Origin of the sequence: Pseudomonas sp. Leaf48 (assembly GCF_001421885.1) — a bacterium.
Classification (GTDB): domain Bacteria; phylum Pseudomonadota; class Gammaproteobacteria; order Pseudomonadales; family Pseudomonadaceae; genus Aquipseudomonas.
Genome location: NZ_LMLH01000028.1, coordinates 700444 through 720812, shown reverse-complemented (window position 1 = coordinate 720812; position 20369 = coordinate 700444). Strand labels below are relative to the sequence as shown.

The window sequence follows — 20369 nt, the reverse complement described above, 5'->3', positions numbered from 1 at the left end:
CGTTTCCTACGCGCTTCCTTAGCGAGGATTTACTCAGTTCAGCAATGAAAAAACGTGCTGACAATCGACGGCACCAGAACTCAAGCGGCTGCCTAATTTATTTGAAACGCCCTGCAGGTCACGTCTGAACTCGTCGTAATCCTGATTACGGACATTTTTAATCAAGTGCTCCATCCCTTCCGCCAGCGCAGCGCGCTGATGGCTTGCCTGGTCATTTTCTAGCTGTATGTCCCAGTAGACTTCAGGCGGATTCACGAGAACCCGTGACAATAACGCCATCATTGTGCGCATCGGAGGCGGCATCACCTCAAGAGCACTTTCCATATCTAGCGAAGACCTTGCCAACGCTAAACCGAACCCGAGAATTGCGGCATGGGGCAGCGCCTGACAGAGCGCCATGAGCTCATCATGGGCCACTGGCGTCATTCGCTTTATCTTCATCCCAGCCCCCATCAGGTGGTGCTCAATGAAGGTCGTAGGCGTGTCGCTGGCTTCTAGACAAATTGCGACGGTACGCCCCTGAACTGAGAGCTTGGGTGAAAACATCGGATTGACACCCACGAAAGGCTGCTGGGGCGAGGAATCTTTCAATGCTCTGTAAAATGGCTCCTGAACAGAGCAAGTCGGTATAAACACAACATCGCTCGAAACGGAACCAACGACCCAAGGTATTGCCTGGATGGCCACGCTTTCAGGCAGCGCAAAGACAACTGCAACTGCCCCTTGGAAGATGTACTCGGTGTTACTGAATGGGCTTGTGACATCAACTTCATAGAAGCCACTTTTCTGCTCCGAAGGCTTGCGATCCACCAACCGGACATCGTATCCATATTGCACAAAAATGCGGCTGATCAATGAACCAACCAAACCAGCCCCACCCAAGACAACTACCGTGTCGCTCATCATGATTCGCTCCCTGCGACAAAACTGTAATAAGGCACGCTCGCTTTGACCAAAGTTTCTTCGAGCTCTTGCTGTGGATCGGAGTGCGCAACAATTGCACCACCAATTCCAAATTCGACCTCGTTACCCTGAAGCACTGCTGTCCGGATAACAATACTCAGTTCTGCTCCACCACTGAAAGATAACCAGCCTAATGCGCCTGAGTACACACCACGGGCAGAAGACTCCAATACGTCAATAATTTCCATCGTGCGTTTCTTCGGAGCTCCCGTCATTGAGCCACCCGGGAAACAGGCTCGAATAGCTTCGATCGCAGTAACATCCGAGCGAAGGTGCCCACGAACCGTTGAGACCAGCTGGTGAACCGATGAAAAACTTTCCACTGAGAAAATCTCAGGAACATGAACGCTCCCTGGACGGCACACTTGATTCAGATCATGGCGCACCAAATCGACAATCATTAAATTTTCGGCCCTGTCCTTGGGCGAGTTGCATAGCTCATCGCGCAATAGTTGATCCTCTGCGAATTGGTTGCTACGCGGCCTGGTCCCCTTGATCGGTCTGGACTCTATCAATCCGCTATCGTCGACTCTGAGAAAGGTTTCGGGCGAAGCGCTCAATACTGAAAATCCTGCAAACGATAGATAGGCGCCGTAGGGGACTGGGCTGGCTTGACGCATTCGCCGATAAGCGCTCAAAGGCGCGCCGTCGTACGCCATTTTTGCCCTGTTGGTCAAGCAGATCTCATACGACTCTCCATCAGTGATGTACTTGAGAGATTGATTGATCTTACTGATGTAATCACGTGGTCCGTCCTCAAGCGAAAGCTTCAGCTCATCTACCGCACCTGGAATAAACGTACTGCAATGATCTGACTCATCATAACGATTGAGAAAATCAGGTAAGGACGGCCAAACAACAGCTTCGCCAGTCGCAATCATCATGCATTCATAGGCCTTGTCTTCATGATGATCAAAGACAAAGAAATGTGGTGCAAACATAAATGAAGCGTCCGGATGAACCGAACGATACGCTTTGCGCCCACCCGCTAGTGCCTTCAACTCGTAACCGAGGTAGCCAACAAAACCTCCCTTGAAAACAAACGGCAAGTACTGAGGGGTTGCCACTTGCACAGATTCGAAGATCTGCGCAGTCAGTGTAAAAAAGTCGCCTTTGATGCTTTTTTTACCCTTGGGCCCCACAAGTTTAAGGCACTCATCGTTGACATCGTATTCAAGCCTTATCGCCCCTTGAGTCTCCCCGCTTCCCATGATCGAGTAGCGGGCATTAGGTCTTTCCGACTTCTCGCTGTCTAGCCAAAAAGCATGACGATCATCAGCATAAAGCGTTAAAAATACTGATTGTGGATCCGTGTATTCGGAGAATTCACGATAAGCAAGCTGCATATTCAGCATCCCCCCTACTGCGACGTATGCATTTTTTGACGACGTGCTTTCCGTGCCGGACTCTAAGCGAGTCCTATTGGTGTCGTTATGCTCTAGTGCCATTCGTATGAAGTTGCTCAAAAGCGCATGGCCATATTCTGAATCGATAGATTCAGGGTGGAACTGAACACCCCAAACCGGCCTCGTCACGTGTTCAATTGCCATGATCACACCTTCAGACGTCCAGGCCGTACATTTGAGATCTGCTGGCAGGCTTGTACACATCAACGAATGGTATCTGACCACTTCGAACTGATCCGGTAAATCTCGAAAGAGCCCTTTACCTGAATGAGTAATGCGACTGCGGTAGCCATGAACAGGATTGGGAGCGTGCCCCACGGTTCCCCCGAGAAATTGAGCGATGCCTTGGTGACCCAAACAAATACCGAGTAACGGGACAGGTGAATGGAGAATGACGTCACCGCAAACACCAAAATCCCCCTCATCTCCGGGGTGCCCTGGACCGGGTGACAGGACAACAGCATCATATTTTCCGATGCCCAATTCATCGTACCGGGCGGTATTTTTAACTACATCTGCGCAAATGCCTGTCACTTCATACAGATACTGAGCGATGTTATGTGTGAAGGAATCGAAGTTATCAATCAGCAATATTTTCATGAGGATTGCCCCGGGCCCAGATACTGATTGATCAGGAGATCTTCCTGAATACATGTCTCTTCTATAATCAGTTTGAATATCGACTCGGTGTATGCAGGCCTCAATCCTACCGCTTCCGATTGGATCTTAATCATATCGAGCACGTAGGAAATTCGTCCGGGCTGCATCATCGCAATGCCATGGATGGCTTTGAGATCGGCAATGCCCATACAAACCTTCATTCGCTCAGAAAGCAGGTCTACAACTTGCAAATTTATCAAGTCAAGCCGTTCGCGCTGCGACTGCAAAATGTTAGACATGTCTGTCTGCGATAACTGTCCCTGTTGTTTCATCTTTTCCACCTCTTTTAGCCAACTTCTGGAAGATAGTTGTCAGTCAGGCGTGATCCGGCTCATCGATAGCAGGCCCCCATAACCCTTTGCTAGTCATATCCAACAGAGCCTTCCCTAATAACCTGATGTCTTTGTCACTGTGGCTTGCTGATATCGCAAAACGCAGCATCGCTTTGCCTTTCGCAATAATTGGATAAAACACCGGGAAGACCAGCATGCCTTGGTCACGCAGGACTCTCGCAGCCTGCAAACCGGCCTCCTCTGTTTCGAAAAACGCTCCTCTTACCGGTGATTGAATACCTGCATTGAGTAACCTGTTATAGGTGAGGGAATCTAAATGGCTGACGTTTTCCCAAAGTCTCTGTTGCAGGACATCGAGCTCTTCACTGAGATGGATTTTCGCCGAGGCAACGTTCGCCGCCAGCATGGGCAGCATAATGGAGTGACCGAATATCAGTGGGTTCGCTAGGGTTCGGATAATTTCAATATCCCGTGAATCTGAAACTACGACAAAACCACCTGAGCCACCAAATGCCTTGGATAGTGACCCCGCCAGAATAGTATTTGCTGGTAACGAGTGATGAACCGCTGAAAAGGCATAACCCGCACCATGACGTCCGACGATCGAAATACCATGAGCATCGTCTACGTATAGGTATCCCCTCGCCAACTCTAGTTGCCGAGAAAGCTCCGCGATGGGCACAAGACCGGTCATCGAACCAATTCCATCGATTAAAAGCACCGGAGTCTCACCTTTGTCGGTGCATTCCTTCAGCATTGTGGTCAGCGATTCTGGATTGGTGGACTCAACTCTAGAAACAGAACCGAACTGCTCCAAAATCCCCCTAAGTACCTGCATCGAAGCATGGGCGGTTTTGTCCATCAGCCAGTGGATTCGTTTTTTGACCGGGTATCTACTTAACGAACCACTCCCCAGCAACGGTAAAACACCTAAATGGACACTGCTGGTAGAGGTAAACACCGCGACGCCACTGCCTCTGTAAACCTGACCAAGTAACTCTTCCAATTGAGGCAGGTAACTCGGGCGCATTGCATTTCGAGAAGACGACAGGTGCAATCCGGAAGTTTCCATAGCGTGGTGTGCGGCGCCGATCAATGCCGAATGGGTTTCTAAGCCCAAGTACGAACACGAAACGAACTCCGTGAACGTACCTCCGTCTTGCAATGTAATTTCCTTACCCACACGACTCGCAACGGTAAAACCTGTAAGTCCTTCCTTGTAAGCCTTGGCAAGCGCTCCAGTAGTGTTACCGCGCCGAACGCTCATCCAGTCTTGTTTAGTTTGCGCATCCATTTCTAAAACTCCTTTATGAAAATCAAAGAGATTTGCATCCGACGGTCATTACTGAACTGCCCGACGCGTCGGACGCTTCCTTGTCCATTACCGTCTGTACATTTGTTAGCTGACTCTGCTTAAACAATTCGCGTATTGCTTGGGCCTGCGCCTCACCATGCTCAATGACTAGCCAACCTTCACGACTTAGTAGCTGGTCCGCGAGCGAGATGATTTGCCGTATCAGTTCTAGTCCATCGGTACCGGAATAGACTGACGCCTGTGGATGATGAACACTCCATTCAGGCAGCAACTCCTGGGACTGAGGGACGTACGGAGGATTAGCGACAATCAAACCCACTTCATGTGTGAATCGCTTAAATGCCTGTTCGTCACGAATGTCTGCTTGCAAGTGATTGACCCGTATCTTCCTGCCGGCAAGCCGATCGATGTTGCGCTTGAGGTACTGCACCGCTATCTCATCAAACTCCACGCATGTCACTTTAAGATCTGGTCTGCGCCGTGCGATTGCCAAGCCAATCGCGCCGCTTCCAGCACACAAATCGAGAACATTCACGCCCGCTCGCAGCGCGGCGCTAGTCTCAAGCCACTTATGAATGATTTGGCTGTGAGGACGGGGGATGAACACGCCGCTACCTACCACCAGCGGCATTTCGTCAAACTCCACCATGCCAACAATATGCCCAAGAGGAACTCGGTTACAGCGCTCTTGAACCGCCAACATAAATTCTTCGATCGCACGACTTTTATCCAACCGCTCGATATAGCGATCTATAAGACAACTCAAATCCTCTTCCAAGCTCCAGACACCAGATTCCTGCAACATGGCCCGCGCTTGACCAATAGCAAAATACTCACGATCAGTAAGACTCATGACCACTCCTTATAATATTGCGAAAGCCTTTTCAAGATCGACTCATAAAGATAAGAAAATGCCACCAACTCCGGCGGAGGCGTGAAAGTCGGATGCAAGTCACTAATTAGTTGCTCATAATTACGCGACAGCCCTTCATCTAAAAGAGGAAACCAATAAGGTTTTATATCCCAACGATACTCATATCCAGTGGCAAACATCTGCTGTACCGTTTCCCTGACTGTATACTCGCGGGCTAACCCAGATAACGGAGCACGGACTGGGTTGAAAGGGCTGAGATCTAGATCGGATGTCTCTACATCTGTTAGGCAATCAGCTATATACCGCGCCAACAACGGTGATTGGTGCAGACCATCTCGGTAGGTACCTGTTGCGAGCCAAAGACCTTCGATGCAACACTCGCCAATTAATGGAAAACCATCTGCCGGAATAGGTCTATTACCAACTTGTATAGAAATGATTTCAGCGCTACCAAGGTCCAGATTCAATTGATCAACAGCACAATCAAGCAAAAACTGAACATCTGATATGAGAGCCAGCTGCTTTGGCCGCTCCGAAATAATGTTAGTTGCCCCCAAATACAAGACTCCATCTCCACGAGGGACGCAGTGTAAGCCGCATGCAAACGCACGATTTGGCGTCCGTATGACCGAACTCGGCAATTCGACCCCTTCTGGCACCTTTACAAGAATGGAAACGCCATAACCACTAAACAACGGTGGAATTTTTTTTACGAGTTCGTCAAAATCACTTAGCAACTCCAGAGATTGAACGCCTGCGGCAACCACAACCTTCTTTGCCCTTAGAACCTCCCCGTTGCACAACTCGACACCCGTCGCTACTCCACCCTCAGCCAACACTCGCTTAGCATTCTCATTTTTCAGAGCGCCTCCTTCGGTGAGAAATGCAGCATCCAGTTTCTGTAGTAAAAGATGCGAATTAACCGAATGTTCGTTTGGTATGTATAACCCCCGCAGAGGGCGAACCAGATGGTTGGGCTTAAGCCACTCCATCTTGCGTGGTTCTACAATTTCGAACGGCTCACCATACTCACGAAGGGTACTCTCGATGGTGTCGTAGTTAACGCTATCCACCTCATCCATGCCTGCGGTATTGAGCAGCACATGAGTCCCCATAGCGGTAAATAATGAACTAGAATCACCTGAAGAAGTTGCCAGCCGCTGCGCCCAGTTTGACCACAGGTGTTGGGCTTGTCGGTCCATATCTAGTTTCAATCGACCATAATCACTTGAAAGTAAACCGCTTGTTACCTCCCCGAAACATCCATTCATAGCTCCCGCAGCTTTTGACGCTGAATTTGTGCGATCCGTCTGACCTATGCGGCATACACTTAAACCTCGTGTTGATAGCTCATATGCAATTGAGCCACCAACTGCTCCTGCACCCACGACAATAACGTCGAATTCCATGTACACCTCGAACCGTCACCAGCAACGGAGAAATAAATGATTAATCAAGAAACTATTTATTTCTAAGGCTTCGTCACATCGCAATTCAATGCAAGAATAATTTCATGATATGTCAACGTTACAAATTGACATAACTTCTTGCGAGACGTAGGAACAAGCCTTCAGACATTCGGAGACATGCAAAAAAACTATGAATTAGACTCAAATATCAGCAGCACCAGTTCTTATTTTTTGGGCACACGCACTCAAAAGGACAAATATTTACTGAGTGCAATCCTATCAAAAGAAATTCAGCCATTTATAGCGAACAGTAACAATTTTTTCGCGTAAATAACTCTTACCTCGTGACGTATCCGCCTCGGGCAATCGGCTACAGCAATATTTGAAAGTTTTTTCTTTCAACGCGCAAAAGCAAACGCCCCGAACAAGTCGGGGCGTCTTTTTAGTCTCACCTATGCTTTACACAGCGTGAGTTATTCTGTTCAGCACACCAGCCAAGCCGCTATCAGTAAGCCTTGCCAGTCTTGTAGAAGTTCTCGAAGCAGAAGTTGGTCGCGTCGATGTAACCCTCGGCGCCGCCGCAGTCGAAGCGCTTGCCCTTGAACTTGTAGGCCATCACGCAGCCGTTCTGGGCCTGCTTCATCAGGGCGTCGGTGATCTGGATTTCGCCGCCCTTGCCTGGCTCGGTCTGTTCGATCAGGTCGAAGATGTCCGGGGTCAGGATGTAGCGGCCGATGATGGCCAGGTTCGACGGTGCGTCTTCTGGTTTTGGTTTTTCCACCATGCTGTGAACGCGGTAGATGTCGTCGCGGATCATCTCGCCGGCGATGACGCCGTACTTGTGGGTCTCTTGCGGATCGACTTCCTGGATGGCCACGATCGAGCAGCGGAACTGCTTGTACAGCTTGACCATCTGGGTCAGCACGCCGTCGCCTTCGAGGTTGACGCACAAGTCGTCCGCCAGGACCACCGCAAACGGTTCGTCGCCGATCAGCGGACGGCCAGTCAGGATTGCGTGGCCCAGGCCTTTCATTTCGGTCTGGCGGGTGTAGGAGAACGAGCAGTTGTCGAGCAGCTTGCGGATGCCGACCAGGTATTTTTCCTTGTCGGTGCCCTTGATCTGGTTTTCCAGCTCGTAGCTGATGTCGAAATGGTCTTCCAGGGCGCGCTTGCCGCGGCCGGTAACGATGGAGATTTCGTTCAAACCGGCATCCAGTGCTTCTTCGACGCCGTACTGGATCAGTGGCTTGTTCACCACCGGCAGCATTTCTTTGGGCATGGCTTTAGTCGCTGGCAGGAAGCGAGTACCGTAACCGGCTGCTGGGAACAAGCATTTCTTGATCATATAAGTCCTTGAAAAGGCTGTGTGTTCGAGTTTCGGCGCAGTCTAATCAGGCGGCGGGCACCTTACAATGCCCCGCGCTGGCTATCCGATGCCATCATAGAGAAAAATTCTCGCCGATAGTTCCCCGCGAGAGTGAACAGGCCTGCGGACAGCCCATTATTGATAGCAGAGACTCGCGGATTTGCACGGTTTGGCCCTGCAATAAACAAACCACCATACGCCTGTCGACACTGGTTGAGTGCATTTGGCGCTATTATGGTGCGATTGAACCAGACCACGAGGTTATTAAATGTCGGCAGCAAAAAGCGTTAACGGGTACTTGATCAACCAGGCGAAAGACGGCCAATGGTGGGTAGACAGCGTCGCCGGCGAAAATATCGCCGGGCCATTCCCGACCGAGGCACTGGCCATCGAAGTGGCATCGGTGTTCCAGGATCAGCATCCGGCACCCAAGCGCCGCGGCAAAGACAAGAACTGATGCGACCACAGCCCTGCCTTTGCGCAGGGCTTTTTTGTGAACTTCCACACATAAGTGGCCTTTCGCTATAACCTTTTGCCTGCGGCGCTGTCACAGCCTTAGCCTATCCCCCTGACGACGACCACGCCATGAACAAGATCTTGCCACTGATAGCTGCTTTGGCCCTCTGCGGCTGCGCCACCACCGAACAAACCTACCTGGATAATGGCGAACAAGGCCTGACCATCGATTGTTCCGGCGAAGCCAACTCCTGGGCCACCTGTTACGAAAAAGCCGAGGCCTCCTGCGCTGGCACCGGGTACCGGATTGTCGGTACCGACGGCACGCCTTCGCTCAAGGAGAGTGACAAGACCCTCGGCGCCGACGTTGGCAACTACAAGAACCGCAGCGTCGTGGTGGTCTGCAAGTAAGGCGCCCTGCCCTACATGTGGATTTCCGCGAACTTGATCCCGAGACCGCGCACGGTCTCGACCAACTCGTCCAGACGAGCGAAGGACTCGACTTCATCCTGATCGTCCACCAGAAAGTAGCTGCGCCCGGCGCTTTTCTTGAAAAACACGATCCATTCCTCCGGACATGCCGGGTTCTGGATCACATGGGTGGCAGAGATAAGACCCTCTGCATGACGTTGCCGTACCTGTTCCCGCTTCATGCCCGACTCCAGAAATGACAATGCCGCCAAAGCCTGGTTTTGACGGCATCGATGCGAACTGGCGATAGTCTATCAGCCGGAAATGCATTCGTTGGCAGCATCTTGTACATCCCGTGGACGCACTGGCACGTTGGAGATACGTTCGTGCAACTTGATGCCGCTGCCGCTGGAGCGCTCTTCGATATCGAATACCGCGGCCGGGCCAGAAGACAATTTCTGCGGCACGATGACTCGCAGCCCGTCTTTTTGCGGCTCTATTTGCAGGGCGCCGCGGCTGTCAGCCAGCTTGTCGCTCAGACACTGCGCATATTCCTGGGGCTTCTTTCCTGAACGCACGTTCATGGTCGGCAGCGTCTGGTTGATATCGGCGACACTTGCACAACCACCCATTGCCAATACCCACGGCAGACCCCATACACCCCACTTCATACAAAACCTCCGATAAAGACCCTCCGACCACACAAACCCGGTTTTTCTCCGCAGCGATGTCTTTTACCGCCCAATAATTACGCAATATCGGTTTTTTATTGTTCACCGAGCCCTTCCCGGCCGGATAATAAAGCCTACGGGCTGATAAACTGCGCGCCGTTTTTGTAGAAAAAGCCCTTCTGGAGGCGCCCCATGAAATTTATCCATCAGCGCGAGCACCTCAATGAGGACGATATCGTCGTCATTCAATGCTCCCAAATGTGCAACATCCGTCTGATGAACGACGCCAACTTCCGCAGCTTCAAAAATGGCGGTCGCCACACCTATCACGGCGGTGCGTTCGACACCTTCCCGGCACGCATCACGGCGCCAAGCACCGGTTTCTGGAACATCACCATCGATACGGTCAACCGCCGGGCGATCAGCGTGACCCGTAAACCGACGCTGACGCACTCGATCAAAATCATCCGCCGCTCCAGCACAAAACTGAGCTGAGTGACGTACCCGATATAAAGAAAGGCAGATATGACCGTGGCTCAAACGACCAAGTACGTCATCAAATACAAGCTCAACGGCGAACGCCGCTTCGAGTTCGCGCAACTTGAAAACGGCACCGCAGAAGAAGCCAGGGCAGCGCTGGATGCCATTCATGGCCAGGGCGACGTGATCAGCGAAATCAGCGTCAGCAAAGCCCTGTAACACCCTCTGCCGCGACCATCTGGACGGTTTGACCGCAAGAGTCGGAGTGTCCGCCCTGGCAATGCCTTTCAGACTGGTCACTTCGAATCCGGAAGGCCTGGTGCCCATTGCCAAACGCTGGCATGAACAGATGGGGCTGGCAGTGCGCTTTCCTGAGTCCCACCAGGCATTTCTCGAACGATGCGTCATGAGCCTATGAATCCGATGACTTTCGATCTGTTTGCCGATGCAGAGCCCGAGCAAGCGCCCAGGCGCGAGCAGATCGGTGAGCAATCATACGTTCTCAGAGGCTTCGCCCTGACCTGGCTGGAGCGCGTGTTGCCCGCACTAGAGGCGGTGTTGGCAGCCGCGCCGTTTCGCCAGATGATCACGCCCGGCGGCTTTACCATGTCGGTAGCCCTCAGCAGCTGCGGCACCTGGGGCTGGACCACCGACCGCAGCGGCTATCGCTACACCCGCCACGACCCGCAAAGCGGCCTGCCGTGGCCGGATATGCCCGAGGCGTTTTACCAGCTGGCTCAAGCGGCGGCAACGGAGGCGGGATTCGCCGACTTTGTGCCGGACTCCTGCCTGATCAACCGTTATATCCCCGGCGCTAAAATGTCACTGCATCAGGATAAAAACGAAACCTGCCTGGCGGCCCCTATTGTTTCGGTGTCATTGGGCCTGCCGGCAATGTTCCTGTTCGGCGGTTTTGAACGCAGCGACAAAAGCCAGCGAATCCCCTTGCTGCACGGCGACATCGTGGTCTGGGGTGGCGGGGATCGCCTGCGCTATCACGGCGTGTTGCCGATCAAGGACGGCCTGCACCCGCGACTGGGTGAACAACGTATCAATTTCACCTTCCGCACCGCAGGTTGAAGCCCTGGAGTTTGACCGCAAGCGCCGGAGTGTGAAGACACTCAAGCTTGGTTAACCTGCACAGAACCACCCACCGGACAGGCCGCCATGACGACGCAAATGACCACGATCAGCATAGAAAACGATCCGCGCTGGGCCGCCGTCGTTGCCCGGGACCCCAAGGCCGACGGGCAATTTGTCTACGCGGTGAAAACCACCGGTATCTATTGCAACCCCAGCAGCCTGGCGCGCCTGCCCAAGCCTGAGAATGTCGAGTTCTTCGACACCGCCGAGCAGGCCCGGACTGCGGGCTACCGGCCCAGCAAGCGCGCAAGCAAGGACCAGAGCGCCGTTGCGGCACAACATGCCGCGACCGTGGCCGCCGCCTGCCGCCGCATCGAAAGCACAGAGACACCGCCGGCATTGGCCGAACTGGCTGAAGCCGCGGGCCTTAGCAGCTTCCATTTCCATCGCGTGTTCAAAGCCGTCACCGGCCTGACCCCCAGGGGTTACGCCGCCGCCCATCGCTCGCGCAGGGTTCGCGAACGCCTGGCGGACGGCGGCACGGTGACAGACGCCCTGTACGAGGCCGGCTTCAATTCCAATAGCCGTTTCTATGAAGCGGCCGACCACCTGCTGGGGATGAAGCCCGGCGATTACCGCGCGGGCGGCCAGAACAATGATATTCGTTTCGCCATCGGCCAGTGCTCACTCGGCGCGATTCTGGTGGCGCAGAGTGAGCGCGGAGTGTGCGCGATTCTGCTGGGCGATGATCCACAGCAACTGGTCTGCGATCTGCAGGACAAGTTCCGGCGCGCCAATCTGATTGGCGCCGATCAGCAATTCGAGCAGTTGGTTGCCCGGGTGGTCGGTTTTATCGAAGCGCCGGCGATCGGCCTGGACCTGCCTCTGGATGTGCAAGGCACCGCGTTTCAGGAGCGGGTCTGGCAAGCCCTGCGGGAAATCCCGGTCGGCAGCACCGCCAGCTATGCCGAGATCGCCCAACGGATCGGCGCGCCCAAAGCCGTCCGGGCCGTGGCACAAGCCTGCGGCGCCAACCGTCTGGCGGTGGCGATCCCTTGCCATCGCGTGGTGCGCAGCGATGGCAATCTGTCGGGTTATCGTTGGGGGGTTGAACGTAAGCGGCAGTTGCTGGACCGCGAAACGCTTTAATGATCCGGGGACAGGACGCCACGCCCCAACCAGTGGCGAGGCGTCCTGCTGGACCTATTTGCGTGCTGGCGTATGCGCAGCCCAAAGTACCTCGCTGGTGTCCAGGCCTGGCGCCCAATCAGGTGCATACGAGGTGTGTCTTTGCAAGCAACGCCAAATGCCGCCGCCATGACTCACAAGAGCGCCGGTTTCATAGAAGGTATCGAGCTTCCATGCCGGGTGGCCGCCACCTTCAGCCTTGGTTTTCTGACGCAAAAGATTGCTCGGTGGGGACAGTTTCCCATCCAGGTCGAGCGCTTTGACTTCATAGCGATACTCGGTGTCAGGTGTCAGCCCCGTGTCTTCATACTCGGTCTGGGTGGCACTGAGCGATTTGACTACAACGCCATCCCGGTAGATCAGGTAGTTCACGATGGGCGCCGTGCCGGTGGAAGCCCCCCACATCAGCGTGATGCTCTGGGTTGTCTGCCCCATTGAGTGAAGATTGATCGGAGCGCTGGGGCCGCCACCTTCGGGCAGCGTCTGCACTTGAACCGGCCGACTCGGATCGGAAACTTCGCCCGCTTCGTCATGCGCCGTAATGACGTAGCTGTAGTGGGTCTGAGGCAGAACGCCTCTGTCAGTCCAGGTCAACGCCGGTGCAGGCACATCCACGGACATGGTCCCGTTGCGCTTGATACGATAAAACGCAATCGGGGCTGGACCATCCGATTCGTTCCAAGCGAGTTCCACTTGCTTGTCGGTGATGCTCACCGCTTTCAGCCCGGTCGGTACGGAGGGGCGTTCACCCCCGCCATCCGGCGGCACAAAATCCAGATCCACCACCTGATAGAACGCATTTGGGGTATCAGCAACTTCCCAGACGGCCAGCAACACATGGTATCCACTGCGCTCGGGCAGCGGCAGCCCGTGAACGGTCGGTGTCGGTGGCTTCATCTGCTCCGAATGTTCCCAGAACGGTTGCAGATTAATTTGCACCGTATAAAACGGCTCTGGTTCAAATTGGTCTCGCGACAGCACCTTGCCGGGATCCCAATCTTTCTTGGTCAGGAAATAGACCCAGCGCCGGGACACGTGATTGGCGGTGAAATACCAGGAAATCTCCAGCACTTCACCAGGGCACACTGGGTGTTTTTGCCAATGCGAGCCCGGCTCATCCAGCATGGCCCCGGTGGCCTGGTTTGCACTGGCAATTTTACCATCAGGCGGCGGCGCGAAACTGGTCTGGTCTTGCGGTGCATAGGGGTCATGCAGATCGCCGACTGTCGCAGGGAAAAACTTGCCCGATTCTCGCTGGTTCAGCGCACCATAATCGAGCTTGCCTGCCTCCCAGGCAAAATAGGCTCTGGACTTAGGGGAAAAGACGTGTCCATGGCGCGGGTTGGGGCTTTTGCTGATGACATTTACACGACGCTGTGACATGGGACTCTCCATTGTTTGCCGGTTGCAACAGTCGATGCCGTGCAAATCACAGCGCTGCCATCACGACCTCAGCGGCTGGGGCAACCGTACGTTTGCCTCACGAAAAAATGCACGCGTGGTCCTTCACGTCCGGCTGGACACCACGTACGAAACAAATTAAGCGCTTTGTCCGAGATCATGCCTACTGTAAAAACTGACAGTTCGACGCCACCGCTCGTCAGTTTTCTCCGGCAAGCCCCCTACCCTGAAAGGGCATTTCAGAGCCTCCGGTGTTCATTCTCGAACCGCCCCTGCGCCCCCCATTCTCTTTCAAGGGATCCAGCAGCCTCGGTCTTTTGCCAGTAAACTCTCCTCCTTTCGCCGCATCCATTTCCTCGCGGCAGTGACCTTTATTCCTACGGAGTTCGCCTTGCGTCTGTTTCACACCTCCGACTGGCACCTTGGGCAATACCTGCATGGCCAGGATCGCGATTTCGAACACGGCTGCTTTCTCGACTGGCTGCTGCGCCAGCTGAAGCTGGATCAGCCGGATGTGCTTCTGATCGCCGGCGACATTTTCGACACGGTCAACCCGCCGGTCAAAGCCCAGGAACGTCTCTACGATTTCATCGTCAGTGCCCACGAGCAGCAGCCGCTGCTGACCATCGTGATGATCGCCGGCAACCACGACTCCGGCTCCCGGATCGAACTGCCTGCGCCCTTGATGCGCCGCTTGCGCACCCATGCGCTGGGTCGCGTGCTGTGGCTCGACGACGGACAACTGGACGCCGAACGCCTGCTGTTGCCGCTGCCGGATGCCAGCGGCGCCATCGCCGCCTGGTGCCTGGCGCTGCCGTTCCTGCGCCCGGCGGAAGTCACCGGCGCACACCTGGGTGACAACTACTTGCGAGGCATCGGCCAGGTGCATGAATGGCTGATCGAGGCGGCCAACGCCAGGCGCCAACCCGGCCAAGCGCTGATCGCCATCAGCCACGCGCACATGGCCGGTGGTTCGGTGTCGGAAGATTCCGAGCGCAGCCTCATCATCGGCAATGCCGAAGCCCTGCCGGCGAGCCTGTTCGGGCCGAGCATCAGCTATGTGGCGCTCGGTCACCTGCACAAGCCGCAGAAGGTCAATGGCGAAGAACGCATCCGCTACAGCGGCTCGCCGATTCCGCTGTCGTTCTCCGAAATCGGCTACCAGCACCAGATTCTCGACATCACCCTCGATGGCGAAACCCTGGTCAGCGTCGAACCGAAACTGATACCCCGCGCGGTCAACCTGCAACGCATCGGTCCTGCGCCGATGGCGGACGTACTGCTGCTCCTGGCTGATCTACCGAACATCGATCTGCTGGCCGACATCCAGCGCCAGCCCTGGCTGGAAGTACGGGTACGCCTCGACGAGCCGCAGCCCGACCTGCGCCAGCAAGTGGAAACCGCCCTGCAAGGCAAGGCCGTGCGCCTGGTGCGCATCGCCGCCGAATACGCAGGCTCAGGCAGCCGTGAAGGCAACGACGAGGGCGGTGCGCTGATCGAACTGGATCAACTCACTCCACAGGAGCTTTTCAGCCGCGCCTGGCAGGACAACTACGGCAGCGAGGTCGACGAGCAAACCCTCAAGGACTTTGCCGAGCTGTTGCAAGACGTGCAGATGGAGAGCGAACAACCATGAAGATTCTCGCCATCCGCCTGAAAAACCTCGCCTCCCTGGCCGGGCCGTTCGACATCGACTTCACCGCCGAACCCTTGGCCAGCGCGGGACTGTTCGCGATCACCGGGCCGACCGGGGCCGGCAAAAGCACCCTGCTCGACGCCTTGTGCCTTGCGTTGTTTGGCGCCGTGCCGCGGCTGAGCAACGCCCAGGTGTCGGCCAAGGCGCCGGACGCCGACGGCGAAATCAGCACGGGCGATCCGCGCACCCTGCTGCGTCGCGGCACCGGTGAAGGTTATGCCGAAGTGGATTTTGTCGGCATCGATGGCCGCCGCTACCGCGCCCGCTGGGAAGCCAATCGCGCCCGGGAGAAGGCCGGCGGCAAGCTGCAGGCCAGTCGCCAGAGCCTGCGCGACATCGATCTGGATCAATTGCTGGCCAGCCAGAAAGTCGACTTCAAGGTCCAGCTCGAAACCGTGCTGGGTCTGAACTTCGAGCAGTTCACCCGCGCGGTGTTGCTCGCCCAGAGCGAATTCAGCGCCTTCCTCAAGGCTAACGACAACGAACGCAGCGAGCTGCTGGAAAAACTCACCGATACTGCGCTCTATACCCGGCTCGGCCGGCGCGCCTTCGACAAGGCCAAAGAAGCCCGTGAAACCCACAAGCTGCTGCAGGATCAGGCCAGCGGTGTGACACCCCTGGCCCCCGAGGCCCGGGCGCAGCTTGATGAGCGCTTCAATGGCGCACAACAACAGCTGAAATTGCAGCAGGCGCAGCTCAAGCAGCTCGAATTGCAGCACACCTGGCTCAAGGAATTGCGCCAGTTGCAGGACGCGCAACACAGCGCCACTGAGCAACTGCAATCGGCACAGTCCCATTGGCAAAGCCTGGACGGCGAGCGCCTGCAGCTGACCCGCCTGGAGCAACTCGGCCCCCAGCGGCATCAGTTCGCCCGCAAAACCGAAATCGATGCATTACGGACCCCCTTGGCGGCGCAGATTGCCCTGCACACTCAGCAACACGGCGTACTCGGCGAGCGCCAGACGCAGCTGGAGCAGGAGCTGGGCGCGGTGCGGATCGCCCTGGCCGAAGCGCAACAGCGGCAAACCGACAGCGCGCCGCTTTTGCGCCAGGCCTTCGACGAACAAAGCACCCTCGCCCGCCTGGCCAAAGACACCGCCATTGGCGCCGAAGCGAAGCTCGTCGCCGAACAGGCGTGCACTCAGGGCCAAAGTGCGATTCAAACCCTGCACGACCGGCAAACCCAGGTCGCCGCGCACTTGCAGCGCATCGCCGCCGAACTTGAGCAAAGCAGCCATCTGGCCCCCTTGAGCAACGCCTGGACTGCCTACCGCGATCGCCTGCAGCAGTTGATGCTGATCGGCAACCGGCTGAACCAGGGGCAGGCGGAACTGGCCACCCTGGAGCAGAACGCCACGCACAGCGCGCAAGCGTTCACCGCGCAGAAGCAACAGCTGGAAGTGCTATACAAGGAGGCCGGCGCCGAACCCGATGCCGTCGCCGAGCAGATCGGCATTCTCGGCAGCCTGCTGCAGGACAACCGCAAACAGCTGCGCGCGATCGAAGAGCTGACCCGCTTGTGGGCCAGCCAACAGGAACTGGACAAGCGCGGCGCCGAGCTGCAACAGCGCCAGCTCAGTGCGCAACAGGAGCGTGAGCGCCTGACCCAGGACGGGGTCAAAACCAAGGCTGAGCTGAGTGTCGCCGAGCAGACCCTCAGCGTCACCCGCGAGCTGCTGGAGCGTCAGCGCCTGGCCCGCAGCGCCAGTGTCGAGGAACTGCGTGCACAATTGCAGGATGACCAGCCCTGCCCGGTCTGCGGCAGCCAAGAGCACCCCTATCATCAGCCCGAAGCGCTGCTGCAGAGCCTCGGCCGCTTTGATGAAGGCGAACAGGCCAACGCCCAGAAAGCCGTCGATCTGCTCAAGGAAAAACTCACCGACCTGCGCGCCGAAGTCGGCGGACTGATCGCCCAGCAAAAGGAACTGCTGCAACAGCAGGAGCAACTGGCGACCCGCCAGCAAACCGTGACACCCAGCCTGCAAGCGCACCCGCTGGCCAGTCAGTTGCTGAATCAGGACAGCGAGAAACGCGATACCTGGCTCGCCCAGCAAAACAGCCAGTTGAATCAGAGCATCGGTCAGGACGAGCAGCGCCAGAGCGCCCTGCTCACCCTGCAACAGGATGCCGCGCGCCTGACCCAACAACTGCGCCAGGCCGAAACCGCGCACCAGCAAGCGGCACGCCATCTGGACAATCAACAACGGGAATTGAGCAACGACCAGCAGCGTCTGGACGAAGAACTCAAAGCATTCGCCAGCCTTTTGCCGGCCGAGACACTGCAAGCGCTGCGCGTCGAGCCGGCCGCGACCTTCCTGCAGCTCGACCGACAGATTGCCGAGCGCCTGGCGCAACTCGAGCAACAAAAGGAGGAGCTGGCCGAACAGCAACAGCGCCAACAACACCTTGAGAAGGAACAGGATCGGCAGCAAACCCGACTGCAGCAATTGCAAGCCGCCGAGCAGCAATTCAATGCACTGGCCGCACAACAACAGGCGAGCCAGCAGACCCTCGGGCAGTTGCTCGGCAAACACGGCAGCGCCGAGCAGTGGCAGCAACAACTGGAACGGGACGTTGAAACGTCACGCAGCGCCGAAACCGCGACGACCCAGGAACTGCAAAACGTAGTCACTCAGCAAGTGCGAATCGCCGCCGAACTCAAGGCACAACAGGAACGCTTGCAAGCACTTGAATGCGAAGAGCGTGAACTCGCCGGTAAAATCGCCGACTGGCGCGCCCGCCATCCGCAACTGGATGACGCCGGCCTTGAAGAATTACTGCTGGTCGATGACGCCTGCGTCAGCGAGTTGCGTCAACGCTTGCAGGACAGCGAAAAAGCCATCGAACAGGCCAAGGTTCTGGTGCAGGAGCGCGACAAGGTCTTGCTCCAGCATCAGGCGCAGCACAACGGCAACATCGACGCCGAACAACTCGACAGCGCCCTCGGCGATTTGCAGGGCCAGTACGCCGTCAGCGAACAGCTGTGCGCGGAACTGCGTGCCGAACAGGTCGAAGATCAGCGCCGGCAAAATGCCAATCAGGCCCTGGGCCAGCAGATTGCCGACGCCTACACCGAGTACCAGCGCTGGGCACGCCTCAATGCCTTGATCGGTTCGGCCACCGGCGACACTTTCCGCAAGATCGCCCAGGCCTACAACCTCGACCTGCTGGTCCACCACGCCAACGTGCAACTGCGACAACTGGTGCGGCGCTACCGCCTCAAGCGTGGCGGCAGCATGTTGGGCCTGCTGGTGATGGATACCGAAATGGGCGACGAGCTGCGTTCGGTGCATTCGTTGTCCGGCGGCGAGACCTTCCTGGTGTCACTGGCGCTGGCGCTGGGACTGGCGTCCATGGCGTCGAGCACGCTGAAGATCGAATCGCTGTTCATCGACGAAGGTTTCGGCAGCCTCGATCCGGAGTCCCTGCAACTGGCCATGGATGCCCTCGACGGTTTGCAGGCACAGGGGCGCAAGGTCGCAGTGATTTCTCACGTACAGGAAATGCATGAGCGGATACCGGTGCAGATCCAGGTCCAGCGCCAGGGCAACGGCTTGAGCACCCTGGAGGTGAAATGACCACCCTGTATTCCTTCCGCCGCTGCCCCTATGCCATGCGGGCGCGCCTGGCCCTGCGTTACTCGGGGGTTGCCGTGGACATCGTCGAGGTCAGCCTGAAAGCCAAACCGGCCGAGATGCTCGCGCTGTCCGCCAAGGGCACGGTGCCGGTGTTGAGTGTTGACGGCCGGGTGATCGATGAAAGCCTGGACATCATGCGCTGGGCCCTGGCACAGAATGATCCGCAGGACTGGTTGCTCAAGGATGATCCAGTCGGAACCGAGCAAATCGCCAGGCTGATCGAAGAGAACGACACGCAGTTCAAGGTGCATTTGAATCGCTACAAATACGCCGAGCGTTATCCCGAGCAGCCCATGGAGTTTTATCGCACCGAGGGTGAAGTGTTCTTGCGCGAGCTTGATGAGCTGCTGGAGCGTCGCGATTACTTGCTGGCCGATCATCCGACCTTGGCCGACATGGCACTGATGCCATTCGTACGACAGTTCGCCCATGTCGACCGCGAGTGGTTCGCCCAGACGCCGTATCGGCGTTTGCAGGCGTGGTTGCAGCGGTTGCTGGAGTCGGAGTTGTTCACGGCGGTGATGAAGAAGTAAGCCCCACACCTGTGGCGAGGGGGGCTTGCCTGTGATGAGAGGCTTGCCTGTGGCGAGGGGGCTTGCCCCCGTTGGGTCGCGCAGCAACCCCAGCGTATCTTGAGGCAATCGAGCTATTCGAAATTAAAACTGCCGCATAGCTGAACTGGACAAGGGGGGGGTCGCTGCGCGACCCAACGGGGGCAAGCCCCCTCGCCACAGGCAAGCCCCTCACCACAGGCAAGTTCACCTCGCCACAGGCAAGCCCCCTCACCACAGGCAAGCCCCCTCGCCACAGCCCCCCCGTCGCAAAAGCTGGACTTTCAGTGCTGGGTTTTGTGATCCAGCGCGGCGTAGAAATTCGCGCTCTGTTGCAGGTATTTCTGGGTGTAGCTTTGGGTGTGGGCTTTTCTGTCGCTGATTTCAACGTTGGCACTGGCTGGCAGGGCAACGGTAGCGGAGATGGCGGAAGCGGCAATTACAGAGAAGAGGTTGAAGTTCATGGCGCTAATCCTCGGAGTCAGTTGGCTTACTTGCCCGGTGGGGC

Annotated in this window: 20 protein-coding genes and 1 pseudogene; 10 read left to right on the top strand and 11 right to left on the bottom strand. The window is 56.4% G+C overall.

Features of this window, described 5'->3' with window-relative positions:
- Window positions 1–33 precede the first annotated feature (33 nt).
- From ASE98_RS19050 to galU, 7 genes are all read right to left on the bottom strand, one after another.
- Window positions 34–906: a prephenate dehydrogenase dimerization domain-containing protein gene (locus tag ASE98_RS19050; RefSeq protein WP_060542868.1), complete on the bottom strand. Its 873-nt coding sequence runs from the start codon at window positions 904–906 to the stop codon at window positions 34–36.
- Window positions 903–2969, bottom strand: coding sequence for an aminodeoxychorismate synthase component I (gene pabB / locus ASE98_RS19045; RefSeq protein WP_060542867.1), 2067 nt, complete (start codon window positions 2967–2969; stop codon window positions 903–905). Before pabB ends, ASE98_RS19050 begins: the two co-directional genes overlap by 4 nt.
- Window positions 2966–3301 (bottom strand): chorismate mutase, encoded by a 336-nt coding sequence (locus tag ASE98_RS19040; protein ID WP_060542866.1) that lies wholly within the window; start codon window positions 3299–3301, stop codon window positions 2966–2968. Before ASE98_RS19040 ends, pabB begins: the two co-directional genes overlap by 4 nt.
- A 43-nt stretch (window positions 3302–3344) precedes the next feature.
- A complete protein-coding gene (locus tag ASE98_RS19035; RefSeq protein ID WP_060542865.1) occupies window positions 3345–4616 on the bottom strand; it encodes an aminotransferase class I/II-fold pyridoxal phosphate-dependent enzyme in 1272 nt (423 codons plus the stop codon).
- A gap of 22 nt (window positions 4617–4638) precedes the next feature.
- The gene (locus tag ASE98_RS19030; RefSeq protein ID WP_060542864.1) at window positions 4639–5490 is read right to left on the bottom strand and encodes a HemK/PrmC family methyltransferase; all 852 of its coding nucleotides are present in this window, start codon (window positions 5488–5490) and stop codon (window positions 4639–4641) included.
- Window positions 5487–6920, bottom strand: coding sequence for an NAD(P)/FAD-dependent oxidoreductase (locus ASE98_RS19025; RefSeq protein ID WP_060542863.1), 1434 nt, complete (start codon window positions 6918–6920; stop codon window positions 5487–5489). Before ASE98_RS19025 ends, ASE98_RS19030 begins: the two co-directional genes overlap by 4 nt.
- A 505-nt stretch (window positions 6921–7425) precedes the next feature.
- Window positions 7426–8265: a UTP--glucose-1-phosphate uridylyltransferase GalU gene (galU, locus tag ASE98_RS19020; RefSeq protein ID WP_060542862.1), complete on the bottom strand. Its 840-nt coding sequence runs from the start codon at window positions 8263–8265 to the stop codon at window positions 7426–7428.
- Window positions 8266–8554: 289 nt separating this feature from the next.
- Here galU and ASE98_RS19015 point away from each other — a divergent pair, with 289 nt between their 5' ends.
- Window positions 8555–8743 (top strand): hypothetical protein, encoded by a 189-nt coding sequence (locus tag ASE98_RS19015; RefSeq protein ID WP_060542861.1) that lies wholly within the window; start codon window positions 8555–8557, stop codon window positions 8741–8743.
- A gap of 128 nt (window positions 8744–8871) precedes the next feature.
- A complete protein-coding gene (locus ASE98_RS19010) occupies window positions 8872–9153 on the top strand; it encodes a hypothetical protein (RefSeq protein WP_060542860.1) in 282 nt (93 codons plus the stop codon).
- A gap of 11 nt (window positions 9154–9164) precedes the next feature.
- Here the strand turns inward: ASE98_RS19010 and ASE98_RS19005 are convergent, their stop codons facing one another.
- On the bottom strand, window positions 9165–9395 hold the full coding sequence (locus ASE98_RS19005) for a hypothetical protein (RefSeq protein ID WP_060542859.1): 231 nt from the start codon (window positions 9393–9395) through the stop codon (window positions 9165–9167).
- A gap of 72 nt (window positions 9396–9467) precedes the next feature.
- Window positions 9468–9824: a hypothetical protein gene (locus ASE98_RS19000; RefSeq protein WP_060542858.1), complete on the bottom strand. Its 357-nt coding sequence runs from the start codon at window positions 9822–9824 to the stop codon at window positions 9468–9470.
- Between the two features lie 192 nt (window positions 9825–10016).
- Between ASE98_RS19000 and ASE98_RS18995 the strand changes: the two genes are divergently transcribed.
- The 5 genes and pseudogenes from ASE98_RS18995 to ada all read left to right on the top strand — a co-directional run bounded on the left by ASE98_RS18995 (window position 10017) and on the right by ada (window position 12536).
- Window positions 10017–10319 (top strand): DUF1883 domain-containing protein, encoded by a 303-nt coding sequence (locus tag ASE98_RS18995; RefSeq protein WP_007912251.1) that lies wholly within the window; start codon window positions 10017–10019, stop codon window positions 10317–10319.
- A 30-nt stretch (window positions 10320–10349) separates the two neighbouring features.
- Complete coding sequence (locus ASE98_RS26690; protein WP_156465527.1) at window positions 10350–10523, top strand: hypothetical protein; 174 nt, start codon at window positions 10350–10352, stop codon at window positions 10521–10523.
- Between the two features lie 97 nt (window positions 10524–10620).
- Window positions 10621–10707: pseudogene (locus ASE98_RS27320) on the top strand (2OG-Fe(II) oxygenase); the annotation flags it as partial.
- A complete protein-coding gene (alkB, locus tag ASE98_RS18990) occupies window positions 10704–11384 on the top strand; it encodes a DNA oxidative demethylase AlkB (protein WP_060542857.1) in 681 nt (226 codons plus the stop codon). The pseudogene ASE98_RS27320 and the gene alkB, both read left to right, overlap by 4 nt.
- Before the next feature lie 87 nt (window positions 11385–11471).
- On the top strand, window positions 11472–12536 hold the full coding sequence (gene ada, locus ASE98_RS18985) for a bifunctional DNA-binding transcriptional regulator/O6-methylguanine-DNA methyltransferase Ada (protein ID WP_060542856.1): 1065 nt from the start codon (window positions 11472–11474) through the stop codon (window positions 12534–12536).
- 54 nt (window positions 12537–12590) lie between these two features.
- Here ada and ASE98_RS18980 read toward each other — a convergent pair whose 3' ends face one another.
- Entirely contained in the window at window positions 12591–13958 is a 1368-nt protein-coding gene (locus tag ASE98_RS18980; protein WP_060542855.1) for a lytic polysaccharide monooxygenase, read from the bottom strand.
- Between the two features lie 409 nt (window positions 13959–14367).
- On the opposite strand from ASE98_RS18980, the gene ASE98_RS18975 reads away from it, so the two are divergent.
- The 3 genes from ASE98_RS18975 to ASE98_RS18965 are packed head-to-tail and all read left to right on the top strand — an operon-like array spanning window position 14368 to window position 19843.
- Complete coding sequence (locus tag ASE98_RS18975) at window positions 14368–15612, top strand: exonuclease SbcCD subunit D C-terminal domain-containing protein (protein ID WP_060542854.1); 1245 nt, start codon at window positions 14368–14370, stop codon at window positions 15610–15612.
- Window positions 15609–19250, top strand: a complete 3642-nt coding sequence (locus ASE98_RS18970; protein WP_060542853.1) for an AAA family ATPase — start codon at window positions 15609–15611, stop codon at window positions 19248–19250. The genes ASE98_RS18975 and ASE98_RS18970 overlap by 4 nt, the downstream gene beginning before the upstream one ends.
- Window positions 19247–19843 (top strand): glutathione S-transferase, encoded by a 597-nt coding sequence (locus ASE98_RS18965; RefSeq protein ID WP_060542852.1) that lies wholly within the window; start codon window positions 19247–19249, stop codon window positions 19841–19843. The genes ASE98_RS18970 and ASE98_RS18965 overlap by 4 nt, the downstream gene beginning before the upstream one ends.
- A gap of 302 nt (window positions 19844–20145) precedes the next feature.
- Here ASE98_RS18965 and ASE98_RS18960 read toward each other — a convergent pair whose 3' ends face one another.
- Window positions 20146–20325: a hypothetical protein gene (locus ASE98_RS18960; protein ID WP_060542851.1), complete on the bottom strand. Its 180-nt coding sequence runs from the start codon at window positions 20323–20325 to the stop codon at window positions 20146–20148.
- Window positions 20326–20369: the final 44 nt, after the last annotated feature.